Below are 16,831 nucleotides of genomic sequence, written 5' to 3'. Positions count from 1 at the left end.
CCACCCGCCGCGGTGTCTGCTGACCCCGCCCCTCTTCTGCAGTAGCGGGGACAGGATTTGAACCTGCGACCTCTGGGTTATGAGCCCAGCGAGCTACCGAGCTGCTCCACCCCGCGCCGTTGTGTCCCAACCGTACCACGACGCGAGGTGTGCCTGATCAGCCCTTCTTTGCTGCCTTCTGTTCCGCCGCCTGAGCCCGCTGGAGTGCGGCCGCCAGGTCCTTCTGCGTCTGGCCGTAGGTCGTCCAGTCGTTCTTCGCCATGGCCTGCAGCCCGGCGTCGTACGCCTTCTGCGCGTCGGCCAGCGCCTTCATCACCGTGTCGTCGGCCGGCGGTTTGGTGGTGTCCGTCGGCGGTGGTGACGTATCGGTCTTGAAGACGACGTCCAGCGCCTTCCCCAGGGTGTCCTCGAAGGCCATCTTCCCGCCGAAGTTGACCAGCACCTTCTTCAACAGCGGGTAGTTGGTGTCCGCGCCGCGTACGTACACCGGCTCCACGTACAGCAGTCCGCCATCCAGTGGCACGGTGAGCAGATTGCCGTACTCGAGCGTGGAATCCTTGCCCTTGAGCAGCGTGATCGTCTGTGCGAACGCGGGATCGGAGTTGAATTTGCTCTGGACTTGCTGTGGCCCGTCCACCGGCGTGCTGAGCGGCAGTTTGAGTAGTCGCATCTTGCCGTAGTCCGGGCTGGTCGCATTGGCGTCCACCGCCATGAAGGCCGAGAGATTGCCCCGCTGGTTGGGCGTGAACGTCGTGGTGAGCGAGAACGACTGGCCGGGCTGGTCCGGCATCTTCATGCTCAGGTAGTACGGCGGCACCGCCTTGCCCGACTTGGACGCCGGATCGTCCGGAACCTGCCACACCTCACTGCCGCTGTAGAACTGCGACGCCTTGGTGACGTGGTAGCGGGTCAGCAGCTGCCGCTGCACCTTGAACAGGTCCTGCGGGTACCGCAGGTGGGCCATCAGGTCGGCGCTGATCGCGCTCTTGGCCTTCACCGTGCCAGGGAACGCCTTCATCCAGGTCTTCAGCACCGGGTCCTTCTCGTCCCACTGGTAGAGCGAGACAGTGCCGTCGTAGGCGTCCACGGTCGCCTTGACCGAGTTGCGGATGTAGTTGACCTGGTTCTGCTGTGCGAGCACCTGGCGCTGGCCGTCGGTCAGCGAGTCGGCCGTCGTGTCCCCCAGGGTGGTGCGGGACGCGTACGGATAGCCGTTGGTGGTCGTGTAGGCGTCCACGATCCACTGCACCCGGCCCTTCACCACCGCCGGATACGGGTCACCGTCGATCGTCAGCCAGGGGGCGACCGCCTCCACCCGCTCCTTGGGAGTGCGGTTGTAGAGGATCTTCGAACCGCTGCCGATCGCACCCGAGTAGAGGATCTGCGGCTCGCCGAAGGCCACGGCGTACGCGGCCCGCGTGACCGGGTTCTCCAGGCCGACGCCGCCCTTGCCGTTGTAGGTGAAGGACTTCTCGCCGTTCTTGTCCGCGTAGTCCAGCTCCGGCGTCGGGCCTCCGACGATCGAATACTGCTTGGTCTGCTCCCCGAAGTAGATCCGCTGCTCGTACGGACCGAGATCACCGGTGGTCGGCAGGCTCTTCTGCGTGTAGACCGGCTCGCCCTTCGGATCCGTGCTGGTCGCCGTGGTGCCCTTGGCGGCGATGAAGCCGAAACCGTGGGTGTACTTGAAGTGGTCGTTGTTCCAGTTCTGCTCGGGAATGCCGTTGATGTTCAGTTCACGCAGCCCCACCACCGTGTCCTGCTCCTTGCCGCCGGTGGAGTACCGGTCGACGTCGAGCGTGGACGGGAAGGTGTAGTAGCTGCGGGACTGCTCCATCTGCTGGAAGGTCGGCGATACCACGTTGGGATCGAGCACTCGCACGGACGCGGTGGTGTCGGCGTGGGCGCGCAGCGTGCCGGTAGGGGTGTTGCCGCTGGACCCCGCGTAAGCCGCATCCGCGCTGTCCGCGATGCCGTACGCCTGACGCGTCGCGTCGATGTTCTTCTGGATGTACGGCGCTTCCTTGGCCGCCTCGTTCGGCTGCACCTGGAACTTCTGCACGATCGCCGGGTACAGCCCGCCGATCAGGATCGCGGACAGCACCATGAGGCCGAAACCGATCATCGGCAGCGACCAGGTGCGCCGCCACAGCGTCGCGAAGAACAGCAGCGCGCAGATGATCGCGATGGCGAAGAGGATGTTCTTGGCCGGCAGATAGGCGTTCGCGTCCACATAGCGCAGACCGGTCCAGTTGGTGGTCGCCTTGAAGTCGCTCGACTTCACCGCGAGGCCGTACCGGTCGAGCCAGTACGCGACCGCCTTGAGCGACACGAAGACGCCCAGCAGCACCGACAGGTGCCCGGTGGCCGCCGCCGTCGCCCGCCCGCCGGGCGAGGTGATCCGCAGGCCGCCGTAGAGGTAGTGCACCAGCGCGGCCGCCACCAGACCCAGCACCACGGCCGCGAAGCCGAAGCTCAGCAGGAAGCGGTACCAGGGCAGGTCGAAGGCGTAGAACGCGACGTCCTTGTGGAACTGGGGATCCTTCGTGCCGAACTGCGTGGCGTTGGTGTAGAGCAGCCACGTACGCCACTGGCCCGACGCCGAGCCGCCGGCGATCAGGCCGACCATCGCGCAGACCGCGAGCAGCACCCACTTCTTGTAGGGCGCGATACCCATCCGGTACCGGTCGAGGCTCTGCTGCTCCAGCGACATCGCGCTCAGCGGCGGCCGGAGCCGGTGCGCGAGATAGATGTTGACGCCCACGGCCGCGGACATCAGCAGGCCGAAGGTGAAGAACAGGCCGATCTTCGTCCACAGGGTGGTGGTGAAGACCGATGAATAGTGGACTGAGCGGTACCAGAGCCAGTCCGTCCAGAAGCCCGCGAACATCACGAAGGCGATGGCGAGCACGATCAGCGCGCCAAGCGTCATCAAGAGTGTCCGCGTACGCCGGGACGGACGGCCGAGTCTGAACCGCGGCCCCGTCGGACCTCCGCCGCGATCCGGCATCTGGAATACCAAGGTGTGCACCTCGAAGTGTCGGTGTCTGCGGGCGTCCCGGGTCGGACTCCCACTGGTGCAACTTACTCACGCTTTACTCGGTTCCCGATTTTGGCCCGGGAACAGGCAGGATATTGACCATGTCCAACATTGCGACCGATGGAGCACCTCTCGCGGCGAGCCCGCTGACCCGTGCCGTACTTGAGATCGACGAATACGCGTCCGGTCTCGGCTGGGACCAGCCCGCGCGGCTGTTCGCCCTGGTCGACACCGCGCGCCTGCGTACACAGGAACCGGGCCTGGCCGACCAGCTGGGACTCGCCGAGAAGAACGCCGGGGCGCTGACCCCGGTCGAGCAGGACGAGCTGCCCGCGGGCAAGGCGCTGGACGAGTTCCTCGCCACGATCGCCTGGCCCGACGTCATCGCCGGCTGCGCCATGACGGTGGAGCGGCTGATGCTCCCGCCGTCCGCGGAGGCCGCGATCCCCGAGGGCCTGGACGACGCCAGGCTCGCGAAGTGGGTCGCCGAGCACCCCGAGCGCCAGGAGGTGCGGATGACGGTCGCCGTGCTGCGCGGCGGCGCCCGCGAGTCGGCGGTCCGGCTGCGGGCCAAGGACACCGCCACCGAGGTCCTGACCGGCTCCGACCTGGTCCCCGGCCTCGCGGAGGCGCTGGCCGCCACCTTCGAGGGCTGAGCGCCCGCGCCGCCGCCCGCGGGCCTGTGACAGGGCCGCGGGCGGCGGTTCAGCTGGTCCGGCTCGGTCCCAACCGGTCCGGCTCGGTCCCGCCCGGTTCAGTCCCCGCTCGGTTCAGTTCGTTGCGCAGCTCGGCAGGCCGGCTGTCTGGCCGGCCTTTATCTTCTTCAGGGCCGCCATGGCGTCGTCGATCGTGCTCACCTTGACGAGGGTCAGGCCGGAGGGGATGTCCTTGTCGGCCTCGGCGCAGTTGTCGGCCGGGGTGAGGAAGTACTCCGCGCCCTGGCCGCGCGCTCCGATCGTCTTGAGCCCGATACCGCCGATCGGGCCCACCTTCCCGCTGTCGTCGATCGTGCCGGTGCCGGCCACGAACTTCCCGCCGGTCATGTCGCCCGGTGTGAGCTTGTCGACAATGCCGAGGGCGAACATCAGGCCCGCGCTCGGGCCGCCGACATCGGCCAGCTTGATGTCGATGGTGAACGGGAAGAGATGCTCGACGCCGGCCTGGATGCCGACGACCGCCCGCTCCTTGCCCCCGTCGGCAGACTTCTGGGTGGTGACCGCGACCTCCTGCGTCCGGGTGTCCTTCTTCTTGGCCGCCGCCTCCGGGATGACCCTGAAGACGACCTGCTGGCCCGGCTGGTGCTTGGTGACGAGCCCGGCGACATCGCCGGGCGCCTTCACCTCGGTGCCGTCCACCGCCTTGATCACATCGCCCGCGTGCAGCTTGCCCTCGGAGGCGCCGCCCTTGACGACCGCGCCGACGATGACGCGGGAGGTGACCCCGATGTTCAGTTCCTTGAGCGCCGCGACCTTGGCGCTGTCCTGGGACTGGGTGAACTCCTCGGCGTTCTGCTGGTCGGCCTGCGAGGCGGTCTGGCCCTGCGGGTACAGGGTGTCGTGTTCGACGATCTTCTGGTCGTGACTGATCCAGCCGATGACCGCCTCCACCAGATTCATCCGGTAGTCCGCTCCGGTCACCCGGACGGTGGTCATGTTGAGATGACCGGTCGTCGGATAGGTCGGGTGGCCGGAAATCTGCAGGACCGGTTCACCCCCGTGGTCGCCGAGGGTGTTGACGGTCGGCCCGGGTGACATCTCGGCATACGGCGCCGGCGTCAGAAGGGCGACGCACAGCAGCGCTATCAGCGTCAGGGTCGAGGCGATCAGCGTCGCGGTGCGGCGTGGCATGCCACGAATGTACGGGACCGGTCCGACAAACGGCCCGCTGGGCCGGTCCGTACGGGTCAGTGCGCGCGGAGCGGCGCTATCCGGAATGCGACTTCTGCATCGCCTCACGGAACCGCTCATAGTCGGCCAGCGAGGCGCCGTCGCCGGTGGAGCGGGTGCGCGCGGCCCAGCTGCCCCAGACGGTGGCGACGAGCGCGGCGACAAGCGGAATGAGCAACCAAACGAGCGCTGCCATGAAGTACTCCCGACCCCGCGTACGCCAATTATGGACCTATGAGCAGATTAACCACCCAGTAGGTCAACGTTCAGGGCAGGTCGGGAGTTACGCAACCGGAGCCACCCCCTGGCCGACGGCGCTACGCGCCGACCCGCCCTCCCGTCGCCCGACCACCACCCCTGGCCGACGGCGCTACGCGCCGACCCATTCTTCTTGGCCGTCCGCAAACGTCTGGTGCTTCCAGATCGGGACCTCGGCCTTGAGTTCGTCGATCAACTGGCGGCAGGCCGCGAACGCCTCGGCGCGGTGCGGACACGAAACTGCCACGACCACCGCCAAATCCCCCACTTGGAGGTCACCCACTCGGTGTACGGCGGCCAGCGCCCGGACCGGGAACCCGGCAACGATCTTCTCCGCGATCCGGCGCATCTCCGCTTCCGCGGTGGGGTGCGAGGAGTAGCCGAGGCCGGTCACCTCGGCGCCCGAGCCGCCGTCGTGGTCCCGTACGGTCCCGACGAACAGCGCCGTTCCACCGGCGGCCTCATGCCCGACCGCGGCGAAGACCTCGTCCACGGACAGGGGAGCGTCGCGGATCTCCAGGAGCCGGATCGGGTTCTGCGCGTCAGCGTGCGTCGGTGCCATGCGGCACATGCTGCCTCATCCACCCGCGATGCGGAAGTTCGATTCCGGCGGGTGGCCGCGGCTTCACCCGGCCGGGCGGCCGGCCCCCGACCGCGCCGCGGGCGGGCCCCGTGCACGGTTCCGGGCGGGCCTCCCGGCAGGCGCTAGATTCCCCGACGTTTGCGGGCGCGGCGCACCAGAGCGGCCGTGCCCACCAGGGCGACCGTCGCACCGGCCGCGCCCAGGGTGGTGGCGTCCTTGCGGCCGAGGCGGCGCCCCGCGACGGAGTTGCGGCCCGCGACCTCCTCCAGGAGCTGCGCGAGCACCTCCTCGTTGGTCCACTGGGGCCGCCAGCCCGCCTCGTGCAGCCGGCTGCCGCTGACCACCCACGGGTGCATCGTGTACGCCAGATCACCGGCCGGGGACGGGGTGAGGCCGAGGCGGTGGAGGCGCGAGGCGGCGCCGAAGGCGATGGCCGGGGGCAGCTCCATCCGTCGGATGCCCGACAGCTCCTCGACCTCCTCCTGCTCCAGCCAGCCGTCGCAGCCGACCGCCATCTCCCCGTCGACCTTCTCCAGCACCGCGTACTCCAGCGCCGACACCAGATCCTGGACATGGCAGAACTGCCAGCAGGGCCGGCTGCCCGCCACAACCAGCAGCCGGGGAGACTCGAAGTACCTGGTCAGGGCCGTGTCAGTGCCGCCGACCAGGACGGCCGGGCGCAGGATCGTCACATTGAGCCCGGGGTGGGCGCGCGGCGCCCGCCGTCCCAGGCGCTCGATCTCCAGCAGGTCGTCGACGAAGCTCGCCTCGGCGGTGGCCCGCAGCGGGGCGTCCTCCGCGAGCGGAACATCGTTGTCGGCCTGCGCGCCGTAGACCATCGCCGAGGTGCACAGCACCGCGCGGCGCACCCCGGCGGCGGCCGCGGCGGTGAGCACCGTCTGGGTGCCGCGCACATTGAAGGCGGTGCGCGCTTTGGGATCGGACTCCAGATCGAGGTCGAGCCCCAGGTGGACGACGACATCGACGCCGCGCAGCTTCTCCGCGATGGCCGGGTCGCGGACGTCGAGTACCCGCCACGTCGCGCCGGGCACGTCCCCACGGCGTTCGTCGATCGCCACGACCTTCCTGACCTCGCCGGACTCGACGAGCCGCAGCGCGAGGAGGTGGCCGAGGCCGGAGGCCGCACCGGTGATCGCCACCACAGGGCCGGATGGGGCCTTGGACGGGCTCCGCTCTGGGCGAACGTGTGCTTCTGGGGAACTCACCGGGTGTCTCCCACGGTTGTTTCTGGTACGAGGTGCGCACTTGCTACGCAGCCATCCTGCCTGACTGGTGTCTAGGCTGGAGGTACAGCCCACAACACACAGCCCCCAACACATAGAGCCGAGGAAACCCGTGAGCGACCACCCATTCGGATTCGGCGTCCCTCCCGAGGAGCCCGAGGACGGGGACGAGGGCAAGAACCAGGGCGGTGGCCAGGGGCCGGCCAACAATCCCTTCGGTTTCGGTGGCAACCCCTTCGGGGGCGCCGGTGGTGACAACCCCTTCGCCGCGATGTTCGGCTCCCTGAACCCCAATGACCTCGGCGCCGCCTTCCAGCAGCTCGGCCAGATGCTCTCCTACGAGGGCGGCCCGGTGAACTGGGACATGGCCAAGGACATCGCGCGCCAGACGGTCGCGCAGGGCACCGCGGACGGCGTCAAGGACGCGAGCATCGGCCCGGCCGACCGTTCCTGGGTCTCGGAGGCCGTCCGGCTGGCCGACCTGTGGCTGGACGGGGCCACGTCACTGCCCTCCGGCTCGGGCAGCGCCGTGGCATGGAGCCGCGCCGAATGGGTCGAGGCGACCCTGCCGGTGTGGAAAGAGCTGGTGGACCCGGTCGCGGAGCGGGTCGGCGCCGCCATGGGCGATGTGCTGCCCGAGGAGATGCAGGCAATGTCCGGCCCGCTGCTCGGGATGATGCGCTCCATGGGCGGCGCGATGTTCGGCAGCCAGATCGGGCAGGCGCTGGGCACCCTGGCGGGCGAGGTGGTCGGCTCCACCGATGTCGGTCTGCCGCTCGGCCCGGCCGGCAAGGCCGCGCTGCTCCCCGCGAACGTCGCGGCCTTCGGTGAGGGCCTGAGCGTCCCGCAGGAGGAGGTGCGGCTGTATCTGGCCCTGCGCGAGGCCGCCCACCAGCGGCTCTTCGCCCATGTGCCGTGGCTGCGGGCGCATCTGTTCGGCGCCGTCGAGGGTTACGCGCGCGGCATCAAGGTCGACACGGCGAAGCTGGAGGACGCGGTCGGCCAGCTCGATCCGTCGAACCCGGAAGCCATGCAGGAGGCGCTGGCGCAGGGCATGTTCCAGCCTGAGGACACCCCCGAGCAGAAGGCCGCCCTGGCGCGGCTGGAGACGGCGCTCGCGCTCGTCGAGGGGTGGGTGGACGCGGTGGTGCACGCGGCCGCGGCCCCGCATCTGCCGTCCGCCGCCGCGCTGCGCGAGACGCTGCGCCGCCGCCGGGCGACCGGCGGCCCCGCCGAGCAGACCTTCGCGACGCTCATCGGCCTGGAACTGCGCCCGCGCCGGCTGCGGGACGCCTCCCGGCTGTGGGCCACGCTGACCGACGCCCGCGGTGTCGACGGACGGGACGCCCTGTGGGAGCACCCGGACATGCTGCCCACCGCCGAGGACCTGGACGACCCGGACGGCTTCGTGCACCGCGAGTCGGTCGACTTCTCCGAGCTGGACAAGATGCTCGGCGAGGCCGCCGAGAAGCGCCACGAGGGCAAGCCCGAGCTCAAGAAGTCCGAGGAGCCCGAGCCCGGCGCCGGCCCCGGCTCCCCGCAATCCCCCGAATCCCCCGACGATTCCAAGGACGACGAGAGCAAGTGAGTCTGCACGCGGACGCGGTGCGCGTCCTGAAGGGATGGGACGCGCCCGATCCCGGTCAGGACCGGCTGCGGCGGGAGTACCTGGACCATCTGGCCGCCCGCCCGGATGGCATGTGGAAGGCGTCGCAGGAGGGGCACATCACCGCCAGCGCGCTGGTGGTGGACCCGGCGACCGGGCGGGTGCTGCTGACGCTGCACAAGAAGCTGAAGATGTGGCTCCAGATGGGTGGCCACTGCGAGCCGGAGGACACCACCCTGGCGGCCGCCGCGCTGCGCGAGGCCACCGAGGAGTCCGGTATCGAGGGGCTGGAACTGCTGCGCCCGGAGCCGGTCAACCTCGACCGGCACGCGACGCCCTGCGCCTGGCACCTGGATGTGCAGTACGCGGCGATCGCCCCGGCCGGCGCGGTCGAGGCGATCAGCGAGGAGTCGCTGGATCTGCGCTGGTTCGGCTTCGCCGAGGTCGGCGCGGTCGCCGACGGTTCGGTGGAGACGCTGATGGCCCGTACCCACCGGACGGATCAGCGGTTGTTGGTCCAGATGTTGCCCAGGTTCTGGGCGTGGGCGCCCAGCTGGCCCACGCCGTACTGAGCCCGCAGGCCCTGGCCGATCTCCGCGTTCTGCGGCGGCATCAGCTCGCTGGGCTGCACCAGGACATAGCCCTGGCCGAGGAAGTTCAGCTCCCAGCCCTCACCGGTGTTGCCCCTGCGGCGGTAGACCGAGGAGCTGCTGGTCTGCGCCTGCATCTGGACGCGCAGCGAGGACGACCAGGCGACCACCGCGTCCGCGTCGCAGGACACGTACTTGTCCGGGGTGACCGGCATCAGCAGCGGCTTGCCCGAGGTCATCAGCGCGACCTTGCCCTGCCCTGAGATGTTCAGGTTGTAGGCGCCGGTGCCGGAGAGGCCGAACTGGCTGTCCACGGCGATCACGTCCCAGAGCAGCCCCGAGTCCAGGGCGAGGACGTAGGCGCTGTCCACGGTGAGGCCGTCATGGTCGACGTCCACCACATGGATGTGCTGGGCCAGGTTGGCGAGATAGACGGTGCCCTGACCGGAGCAGCGCATCAGGTCCAGGCCCTCGCCGGTATGGCTGAGCGCGCCGCTCTGGCCGCGCGACTGGTACTCGCCGTCGAATTCGATCAGGCCCTGGTAGGCGACCATCGCGCCCTTGCGGGCGAGGCAGTCGCGGCCGGAGTTGCCTTCCAGCTTGACCCGCAGCAGGTACGGATTCTGGAGTGCGTAGAGGTCGTCGGACTGGACCTCGGTGTTCGCGAAAAGCGGGCTCTGCATAGTGGTCGCTCCCCCTCAGCCCCGTGCCCGGAGGCGGTCTGTGCTGTCCTCGCTGGGCTGTACGACGACGAAGCCCTGGCCGGAGAACGCGATCTGGAATGCCTCGCCGCTGCCCCGCCCGATCAGGGAGGACGCCTTGAAGCTGCGCTTGGCCTTCATTTTGAGCCCGGACGACCAGGCGACCAGTGCGTCCGGGTCGACATAGGTTTCGTCCGCGCCACTGCCGCAGTCGACGACGATCGGCGTGCCGCGGGAGGTGATGGCCACCCAGCCGGTGCCCTTCACGCCCACGTTGAACAGGCCCTGGCCGGCGAACTTGGCGAGGCCCTTGACCCGCTCGACGCCCCACTGGAGGTGCGCGTCGAAGGCGAGCAGGTTGGTGCCGTTGACCGACAGGGACTCGTTGTTGAGGCTGACGCACACCACATCGGCACCGTAGTCGGCCAGATAGAGCAGACCGTCCCCGGTGCACTTCATCAGTGGGGTGCCCTCACCGGTCAGCCACTGCGAGGCCATCTGCCGGACGGCCGGCGGATTGGGCTCGTACTGGACGAAACCCTCGTACGCGACCATCGAGCCGGTGCGCGCGAACAGGTCCTGGCCGGTCTGCATGGCGACCTTGAGCATCGCCGAACCGTGGGTCTCCATCCGGGCGGTCACCGGGGTCGGCGCGTAGCCCGCGATCATCTGCTGGTCCATTGCGGGTCACACCTCGTAGGGCTGGACGACGATGAAGTTGCCGGGAGCGCCGCGGAACTGGAGGTTCACGGTCTCTCCGCTGTGGCCGGGATAGGCGTTCCTCCGCAGCCGGACCTGGCTGGAGATGATCACCTGGGAGGCCGCCGACCAGGCGACGATCGCATTGCAGTCCGCGTACGTGGTCGGGGTGACCGGCAGCACCACCGGGGTGCCGTGGGTCTTGACGATGATCGTGCCGGTGCCCTGGAACTGCATCGTGAACAGAGCGCCGCCGGGGATGCCGTGGCCCTCGATCCTGCGCACCTCGTACTGCAGGCTCTCGTCGAAGGCGAGCACATTCTCCGAGGAGACGCAGATGGCGTCGCCCTGCAGCTCGATCGGGTGCAGATGGGCGGAGTTCTCGGCGAAGAAGACCTGGCCCTGGCCGGTGCAGCGCATCAGCTGCATCTCCTGGCCGGTCGCGCCGCCGACGATCCGAGCAGCGAACCCGGCACCCTTGTAGCTGAAATCGACCTTGCCCTGGTAGAGCACCATGCTGCCCTGCCGGGCGAGCACCGGCTGACCGCCGGCCTGCGAGAGGTCGGCCCTGACCATCTTGTTGTTCTGCTGCGTCCACCGCTGACCGGTGGGCGTCTCGCGGTACTTCTGCATGGCACCGGAGAGCCCGCCCGCGGGCTGGCCCGCCTGCGACTGGGCGTACGGGGCCTGTTGGCCGGGCACCTGGCCGAACTGCGGCTGACCCGGGGGCTGTCCGTACTGCGGCTGTCCCGGCGGTTGCCCGTACTGCGGCTGTCCCGGCGGCTGGCCGAACGGCTGGCCCGGCATCTGCCCGGGGGGCGGCTGCGGCGGCGGGACCTGGCCGAACGGTGACTGGCCGGGCGGCGCCTGCGGCGGCGTGGCCAGCGGCGCGATCATGGTCTGCTGCTGGTGGATCGAGGGGTTGCCCGGCGGCGTGAACCCCTGGGCCGCGGCGGGCTGCGGAGCCCCGAAGGCGGGGGCGGGCTGCGGCGGTCCGGCGGGCGCGCCGAAGGAGGGGGCGGGCGCGGCGGCACCAGGTGGAGGCGCGAAGCGCGGCGCCCCGACCTGCTGCGGAGCGACGGCGGCCGGCGCTTCTTCGGCGACCTCGCCGCCGAAGTTGCGCAGCAGCGCGTCCAGACCGCCGTCGAATCCCTGGCCGACGGCGGCGAAGCGCCACACGTCCTTGAGGTAGACGTCGGCGAGCATCACCGCGCGCTCGGTGGTGAACTCGGCGCCGGTGAAGCTGTAGCGGGCGACTTCCTCACCACCGGCGACGATCCGGATGTAGCCCGGCGCCAGCTGCGACATCTGGCCGTTGCCGTCGACGGTCGCGGTGAAGGAGAGCTTGCGGATCTTCGGGGGGATCCGGTCCAGCGTCACGCGGAAGGACTCGCTGTCCCCCGCCTGCGCGCCGAGCTGCTGGATCGACTCCTCAGGCGACTTCGGCTGGTTGAAGAAGATGAAGTAACTGTCGTCCGACAGCTGCTCCTTCTCGTCGAGCCCGAAGCAGCTGATGTCGAATGACAGGCCAGGTCCTGCGATCTGCACACCGATGTACAGATCCGTCCCCGCCGTGAGATCACTGATCTTGGCCTTGTGACCACGCTGGAATTCCCTGGCCATGCGAACGACCGTCCCCCATCCCGTAAATACGTGTGCGTTGCGACAGGCTAGCCGCTGGCCCCGACAGCGGCTATTCCTCGCGGGCGGTGGGCAGCCGCGGCGGCCGGCCGGCCGCGACGACGCCCTCCAGATAACCGCGGGCCCGCTCGGTCCGCGGATAGGACTCGAGCAGCTTCCAGAAGCTCGGACCGTGACCGGGCACCAGCAGGTGGGCGAGTTCATGCAGCAGTACGTAGTCGATGACGTACTCGGGCATGCCCTGCAGCCGGTGCGAGAGGCGGATGCTGCCCTCGGAGGGGGTGCAGGATCCCCAGCGGGAATTCTGGTTGGTCACCCAGCGGACCGAGTCCGGCGCGGCGCGGGCGTCGAGGTACTGCTCGGACAGCTGGGCGGCACGGGCCGACAGCTCGTCGTCCCCGAGGATCCGCCTGCTCTCCTGCGCCTCGAGTTTCTCGAGCATCACCGTCACCCAGCGTTGCTCCTCGGCGACCGACATCCGGGCCGGGATGAGGACCACAGTGCGGTCGCCCTCGCGGTACGCCGAGACCGTCCGGCGCCTGCGGGCGCTGCGGCGGACCTCGACGGCACTCGTCCGGGAGGCGCGGGACTGCTGGCTGGAGAGGTCTTGCGCTGGGTCGGCGGACACGCCCCGACGTTACCGGGTGGGGGTCCGGGAAGTCCCGTCCCCAGGCCGGTTCGCACGGGAATCACCTCCCTTCGTGCGCATATTGAACGACTATCCCTCACAGCCTGTGGATAACTTTTCGTCACTGTCGGCTTCCGCGTGCATTCTGTGACTGTCGCACTACGGCGATGTGGATCTACCGCGGAACTCCCGCGGATCTCCCGCGGATCTCCCGCGGATCTCCCGCGGATCTCCAGCGGAACTACGGGGGGTGGCCATGCGTCCCATGCTCAAAACCGCCATGCGCCGCAGTTGGCGCAACCGCGAGAGCGTGCAGTTCGGAATTGATCCGGCCCACGCGGTCGTACTGGACCCGGTCGACGGCGCGGCGGCGGGATTCCTCGACCTGCTGGACGGCACCCGGGGGGCCGCCCTGCTGACCCGCGACGCCGAGGCGCTGGGGCTGGGGGCGCAGCAGGTACGGCAACTGCTGGGGCTGCTGGCAGAAGGCGGTGTTCTGGACGACGCGGCGGCCCACGCCGGGCTGTCCGAGGCGGTCCGGCACCGGACGGCGGCGATCGACCGGCTGCGCCCCGACCTCGCCGCGCTGTCCGTCGTGCACTCGGGACCGGGCGGTGCGGCCACCCGGATACGGGACCGGCGGTCGGTGCGGGTGCGGGTCTGCGGCGCGGGCCGGGTCGGGGCGGCCGTCGCCTCGCTGCTGTCGGCGGCCGGCGTCGGCCGGGTCGAGGTCCTGGACAGCGGGCGGGTCGAGCCGTGGGACGTGAGCCCCGGCGGGATTCCGGCCGAGCACATCGGTGAGCGGCGTGACGCGGCCGCCCGCGGGGCGGTACGCCGGGCAGCGCCCGATCCGCGCGCGGCGGCTCTCGGGCGGCGGGGTCCCCGGCACGGACGCGCGCACGGCGACGGGCACGGCGACGGGCACGGGCACGAACGCGGGCCGGCGGAATCCCGGCTGGGGCTGGTCGTCCTGGCCCCGCGTGACGGGCTGGCGGCGTACGCGCCCGATCCGCGGGAGTCGGCGCGATTGCTGGCGGCGGGCATTCCTCACCTCTATACGGGCGTGGTCGAGGGCATGGGGGTGGTGGGCCCGCTCGTCACACCGGGACGCACCGCCTGCGCGGGCTGTCTCGCGCTGCGGCTGGCGGACGAGGATCCCGCCTGGCCTCGGATGCTCGCCCAGCTCAGATCCGGGCGGGCGCCCGCGGTTCCGGCCTGCGACATCGCCCTGGCGACAACGGTCGCGGGACTCGCCGCAGGTCATGCGCTGTCCTTCCTCGACGGCGGAATCCCTCCGAGTTCCGGGGCCCGGGTGGAGCTCGCGCTGGCCCGGCTGTCCATGGAGGTACGGCCGGTGCCGGGTGACATCCGGTGCGGCTGTGGTGCCGGAAGGGACCGTGGGACGGAGCTGCCGTCCGCGCCACGAGTGGGGAGAGGCACAATGGCCGGGTGACCGACGGGAATGAGGGGCGCATGTCTGATCTTCCTCGTAAGGCGGTGACTCGCACCGCGAAGCTGGCCGCGCTCCCCCTGGGGTTCGCGGGCCGGGCCACACTCGGGCTCGGCAAGCGGCTCGGCGGTCGTCCCGCCGAGGTCGTCGCGAGCGAGCTGCAGGAGCGCACGGCCGAGCAGCTGTTCAAGGTGCTCGGTGAGCTCAAGGGCGGGGCCATGAAGTTCGGCCAGGCGCTGTCGGTGTTCGAGGCCGCGCTGCCCGAGGACGTGGCCGGGCCGTACCGGGCCGCGCTCACCAAACTGCAGGACTCCGCACCGCCGATGCCCGCCGGCACCGTGCACAAGGTGCTCACCCAGCGGATGGGCGCGGATTGGCGGGATCTGTTCACCGAATTCGACGACACACCGGCCGCCGCCGCCTCGATCGGACAGGTGCACCGAGCGGTGTGGCACGACGGCAGGAGCGTGGCGGTGAAGGTGCAGTACCCGGGCGCCGGAGCGGCGCTCCTCTCCGACCTGTCCCAATTGGGCCGGGTGGCCCGGCTGTTCGGTCCGCTGATCCCGGGGATGGATATAAAGCCGCTGATCGCCGAGTTGCGCGACCGGGTCTCGGAGGAACTGGACTACGAGCTGGAGGCACGGGCACAGCACGCTCACGCCACGGAGTTCGCCGGCGACCCCGATGTCTCGGTGCCCGATGTGGTGCACCAGGTCGACCAGGTCCTGGTGACCGAGTGGATGGACGGCATGCCCATGGCCGAGGTGATCGCCAAGGGCACCAAGGAGCAGCGGGACCGGGCCGGCCAGCTGCTGGCGCGCTTCCTCTTCGCGGGCCCGGCGCGTACCGGGCTGCTGCACGCCGACCCGCATCCCGGAAACTTCCGGCTGCTGGTGGACGACGGCCCCGCCGGTGGCTGGCGGCTGGGCGTGCTGGACTTCGGCACGGTGGACCGGCTGCCCGAAGGGCTGCCGCTGCCGATCGGGACCGCGCTGCGGCTCGCGCTGGAGGGGGACGCCGACTCGGTGCACGCGATGCTGCGCCAGGAGGGGTTCGTCAGGCCGTCGATCAAGCTGCGCCCGGACGCGGTGCTGGACTATCTGCGGCCGATCATCGAGCCGGCCGGGACCGAGGAGTTCACCTTCGTCCGCAGCTGGATGCGCGCTCAGGCGGCGCGGATCGCCGATCCGCGCTCTCCCGCGCATCAGTTGGGCAAGCAGCTGAACCTGCCGCCGTCGTATCTTCTGATCCACCGCGTGACGCTGAGCACCATCGGCGTGCTGTGCCAGCTGGGCGCGACGGTGCGGCTGCGCGACGAACTGCTGGAGTGGCTGCCGGGCTTCGACGCCGGAGGGGCGACGAAGTCGGCGTAGTCGCCACTGCCACCGGCACTACCACCAGGCGGAGTCGAGACGGCCTTCGATACTGCGGAGGTTGTCCCGGCCGCACTGGTCACAGAAGTAGACGCGCCGGCTGTTCTCCACGGAGCAGGTCCAGGTGATCGGCAGACCCTCCTCGACGGCGCCGCAGCGCGCGCACATCGTCGTCTGGGCAGTCCCGACCCGGTTGTGCTGAGTCCTCTGGTCCACCTTGCGACGATACCTCTACGAGTGCCCGTTAATACGCCGTAACGCACCGCGGGGCCGGTCCTTTTGGACCGGCCCCACGGTATTCGGTGGTGGTACGTGACGGGTGGTGCGCAGCCCTGGTGCTCGGCTGTTACTGCATGACGGCCATCGCCAGCGCGCGGCGGGCGCGCAGCGAGGCTCGTTCGGCCCGGCGCTGCAGCCGGCGGGCCGACAGCAGTCGAAGGGCCTGGCGTTCGTGCTCGGCCTCGTAGAGGCGTTGTTGCATATGGGCACGGGCCAAGGCTTCTGGCATGGGTTGCATTTCGAAGTTCCTGTTCTGGCGCGAGCTGTACGCGCCGGAGGTGTGGCGGGAGGTGTCGGTGGCCGGCGCCACTTCTGTGGAGGGGTTCATCAGGACCTGCTTCTTCGGGTCGTGCGTGACGGGACGGTCGATCGTTCCTACGGCTGTGGTGTTCACACCGCTACTGCGTTCTTGCGCGGACGGCCACGGGGGCGCTTCCGGGCGACGACGACGCCCTGGATGAAGAGCTCGCCGCCCCAGACACCCCAGGGCTCACGGCGGTCCTTCGCCCCGGCGAGGCATGCCTCGCGGACCGGACAGGTCTGGCAGAGCGACTTGGCGTACTCGACGTCGGCCGGGGACTCCGCGAAGAAGACCTCCGGGTCGTAGGTCCGGCAGGGGACGGGTACACCGAGGCGCTCGATTTCGTCATCGAGCTCGGTCAGGGGCAGCAACGGGACCTCCGAGTGGACCGCGGGCGGGGGAAGCGGGTCTGTGGGCGATACGGACGGGGCGTGCGGGGTGGCATGCACGGTCTTGGTATTCCTCGTCTGTCTGGGTCCGGCCGGTGGGCCGGTGTTTCGGCTGGAGAAAACAGAAGGGCCGCGGATCCCGGTCTGGGATTCCGCGGCCCTG

The 16,831-nt window shown here is 69.9% G+C and carries 17 protein-coding genes and 1 tRNA gene; 5 read left to right on the top strand and 13 right to left on the bottom strand.

What is annotated here, in order from left to right:
* Window positions 1-42: 42 nt before the first annotated feature.
* Together QMK24_RS17220 and QMK24_RS17215 are read right to left on the bottom strand one after the other, a co-directional pair.
* Window positions 43-116 (bottom strand) — tRNA-Met (locus QMK24_RS17220).
* Between the two features lie 41 nt (window positions 117-157).
* Window positions 158-3,010, bottom strand: coding sequence for a UPF0182 family membrane protein (locus QMK24_RS17215; protein WP_283467038.1), 2,853 nt, complete (start codon window positions 3,008-3,010; stop codon window positions 158-160).
* Window positions 3,011-3,141: 131 nt separating this feature from the next.
* Between QMK24_RS17215 and QMK24_RS17210 the strand changes: the two genes are divergently transcribed.
* Window positions 3,142-3,696 carry a PPA1309 family protein gene (locus QMK24_RS17210; protein ID WP_283466975.1) on the top strand — a complete coding sequence of 185 codons (555 nt, stop codon included), beginning with the start codon at window positions 3,142-3,144 and terminating at the stop codon, window positions 3,694-3,696.
* Between the two features lie 114 nt (window positions 3,697-3,810).
* Here QMK24_RS17210 and QMK24_RS17205 read toward each other — a convergent pair whose 3' ends face one another.
* From QMK24_RS17205 to QMK24_RS17190, 4 genes are all read right to left on the bottom strand, one after another.
* A complete protein-coding gene (locus QMK24_RS17205) occupies window positions 3,811-4,887 on the bottom strand; it encodes a YlbL family protein (protein WP_283466973.1) in 1,077 nt (358 codons plus the stop codon).
* 76 nt (window positions 4,888-4,963) lie between these two features.
* Window positions 4,964-5,122 (bottom strand): hypothetical protein, encoded by a 159-nt coding sequence (locus QMK24_RS17200; protein ID WP_283466971.1) that lies wholly within the window; start codon window positions 5,120-5,122, stop codon window positions 4,964-4,966.
* Window positions 5,123-5,296: 174 nt separating this feature from the next.
* The gene (locus tag QMK24_RS17195; RefSeq protein WP_283466969.1) at window positions 5,297-5,755 is read right to left on the bottom strand and encodes a molybdenum cofactor biosynthesis protein MoaE; all 459 of its coding nucleotides are present in this window, start codon (window positions 5,753-5,755) and stop codon (window positions 5,297-5,299) included.
* Window positions 5,756-5,889: 134 nt separating this feature from the next.
* A complete protein-coding gene (locus tag QMK24_RS17190; protein WP_283466967.1) occupies window positions 5,890-6,993 on the bottom strand; it encodes an SDR family oxidoreductase in 1,104 nt (367 codons plus the stop codon).
* Window positions 6,994-7,123: 130 nt separating this feature from the next.
* On the opposite strand from QMK24_RS17190, the gene QMK24_RS17185 reads away from it, so the two are divergent.
* Together QMK24_RS17185 and QMK24_RS17180 are read left to right on the top strand one after the other, a co-directional pair.
* Window positions 7,124-8,599 (top strand): zinc-dependent metalloprotease, encoded by a 1,476-nt coding sequence (locus tag QMK24_RS17185; RefSeq protein ID WP_283466965.1) that lies wholly within the window; start codon window positions 7,124-7,126, stop codon window positions 8,597-8,599.
* Window positions 8,596-9,189 (top strand): NUDIX hydrolase, encoded by a 594-nt coding sequence (locus QMK24_RS17180; RefSeq protein WP_283466964.1) that lies wholly within the window; start codon window positions 8,596-8,598, stop codon window positions 9,187-9,189. Before QMK24_RS17185 ends, QMK24_RS17180 begins: the two co-directional genes overlap by 4 nt.
* Here the strand turns inward: QMK24_RS17180 and QMK24_RS17175 are convergent.
* From QMK24_RS17175 to QMK24_RS17160, 4 genes are all read right to left on the bottom strand, one after another.
* A complete protein-coding gene (locus tag QMK24_RS17175; RefSeq protein ID WP_283466963.1) occupies window positions 9,120-9,890 on the bottom strand; it encodes an AIM24 family protein in 771 nt (256 codons plus the stop codon). The genes QMK24_RS17180 and QMK24_RS17175 overlap by 70 nt on opposite strands.
* Window positions 9,891-9,905: 15 nt before the next feature.
* Window positions 9,906-10,589 (bottom strand): AIM24 family protein, encoded by a 684-nt coding sequence (locus QMK24_RS17170; protein WP_283466962.1) that lies wholly within the window; start codon window positions 10,587-10,589, stop codon window positions 9,906-9,908.
* Window positions 10,590-10,595: 6 nt separating this feature from the next.
* Window positions 10,596-12,230 (bottom strand): TerD family protein, encoded by a 1,635-nt coding sequence (locus tag QMK24_RS17165; protein ID WP_283466960.1) that lies wholly within the window; start codon window positions 12,228-12,230, stop codon window positions 10,596-10,598.
* Window positions 12,231-12,300: 70 nt separating this feature from the next.
* Entirely contained in the window at window positions 12,301-12,876 is a 576-nt protein-coding gene (locus tag QMK24_RS17160) for a M48 metallopeptidase family protein (RefSeq protein WP_283466959.1), read from the bottom strand.
* A 256-nt stretch (window positions 12,877-13,132) separates the two neighbouring features.
* Here QMK24_RS17160 and QMK24_RS17155 point away from each other — a divergent pair, with 256 nt between their 5' ends.
* Both QMK24_RS17155 and QMK24_RS17150 read left to right on the top strand, forming a co-directional pair.
* A complete protein-coding gene (locus QMK24_RS17155; RefSeq protein ID WP_502962512.1) occupies window positions 13,133-14,329 on the top strand; it encodes a TOMM precursor leader peptide-binding protein in 1,197 nt (398 codons plus the stop codon).
* Window positions 14,330-14,349: 20 nt separating this feature from the next.
* Complete coding sequence (locus QMK24_RS17150) at window positions 14,350-15,699, top strand: ABC1 kinase family protein (protein ID WP_283466956.1); 1,350 nt, start codon at window positions 14,350-14,352, stop codon at window positions 15,697-15,699.
* A gap of 18 nt (window positions 15,700-15,717) precedes the next feature.
* Here QMK24_RS17150 and QMK24_RS17145 read toward each other — a convergent pair whose 3' ends face one another.
* The 3 genes from QMK24_RS17145 to QMK24_RS17135 form a co-directional block, all read right to left on the bottom strand.
* The gene (locus tag QMK24_RS17145; protein ID WP_283467044.1) at window positions 15,718-15,915 is read right to left on the bottom strand and encodes a hypothetical protein; all 198 of its coding nucleotides are present in this window, start codon (window positions 15,913-15,915) and stop codon (window positions 15,718-15,720) included.
* 130 nt (window positions 15,916-16,045) lie between these two features.
* Window positions 16,046-16,372, bottom strand: coding sequence for a putative WhiB-interacting protein (locus tag QMK24_RS17140; RefSeq protein WP_283466954.1), 327 nt, complete (start codon window positions 16,370-16,372; stop codon window positions 16,046-16,048).
* On the bottom strand, window positions 16,369-16,728 hold the full coding sequence (locus tag QMK24_RS17135) for a WhiB family transcriptional regulator (RefSeq protein WP_164298475.1): 360 nt from the start codon (window positions 16,726-16,728) through the stop codon (window positions 16,369-16,371). Before QMK24_RS17135 ends, QMK24_RS17140 begins: the two co-directional genes overlap by 4 nt.
* Window positions 16,729-16,831: the final 103 nt, after the last annotated feature.

Origin of the sequence: Streptomyces sp. PH10-H1 (genome assembly GCF_030063355.1) — a bacterium.
Taxonomy (GTDB): domain Bacteria; phylum Actinomycetota; class Actinomycetes; order Streptomycetales; family Streptomycetaceae; genus Actinacidiphila.
This window is presented reverse-complemented; position numbering and strand designations above follow the sequence as displayed.

What these genes read in the sequence shown, in the direction of transcription:
- QMK24_RS17215 (WP_283467038.1), bottom strand. Translation starts at nt 3,010, where the DNA reads ATGCCGGATCGCGGCGGAGGTCCGACGGGGCCGCGGTTCAGACTCGGC.
- QMK24_RS17210 (WP_283466975.1), top strand. Translation starts at nt 3,142, where the DNA reads ATGTCCAACATTGCGACCGATGGAGCACCTCTCGCGGCGAGCCCGCTG.
- QMK24_RS17205 (WP_283466973.1), bottom strand. Translation starts at nt 4,887, where the DNA reads ATGCCACGCCGCACCGCGACGCTGATCGCCTCGACCCTGACGCTGATA.
- QMK24_RS17200 (WP_283466971.1), bottom strand. Translation starts at nt 5,122, where the DNA reads ATGGCAGCGCTCGTTTGGTTGCTCATTCCGCTTGTCGCCGCGCTCGTC.
- QMK24_RS17195 (WP_283466969.1), bottom strand. Translation starts at nt 5,755, where the DNA reads ATGTGCCGCATGGCACCGACGCACGCTGACGCGCAGAACCCGATCCGG.
- QMK24_RS17175 (WP_283466963.1), bottom strand. Translation starts at nt 9,890, where the DNA reads ATGCAGAGCCCGCTTTTCGCGAACACCGAGGTCCAGTCCGACGACCTC.
- QMK24_RS17170 (WP_283466962.1), bottom strand. Translation starts at nt 10,589, where the DNA reads ATGGACCAGCAGATGATCGCGGGCTACGCGCCGACCCCGGTGACCGCC.
- QMK24_RS17165 (WP_283466960.1), bottom strand. Translation starts at nt 12,230, where the DNA reads ATGGCCAGGGAATTCCAGCGTGGTCACAAGGCCAAGATCAGTGATCTC.
- QMK24_RS17155 (WP_502962512.1), top strand. Translation starts at nt 13,133, where the DNA reads ATGCGTCCCATGCTCAAAACCGCCATGCGCCGCAGTTGGCGCAACCGC.
- QMK24_RS17150 (WP_283466956.1), top strand. Translation starts at nt 14,350, where the DNA reads ATGTCTGATCTTCCTCGTAAGGCGGTGACTCGCACCGCGAAGCTGGCC.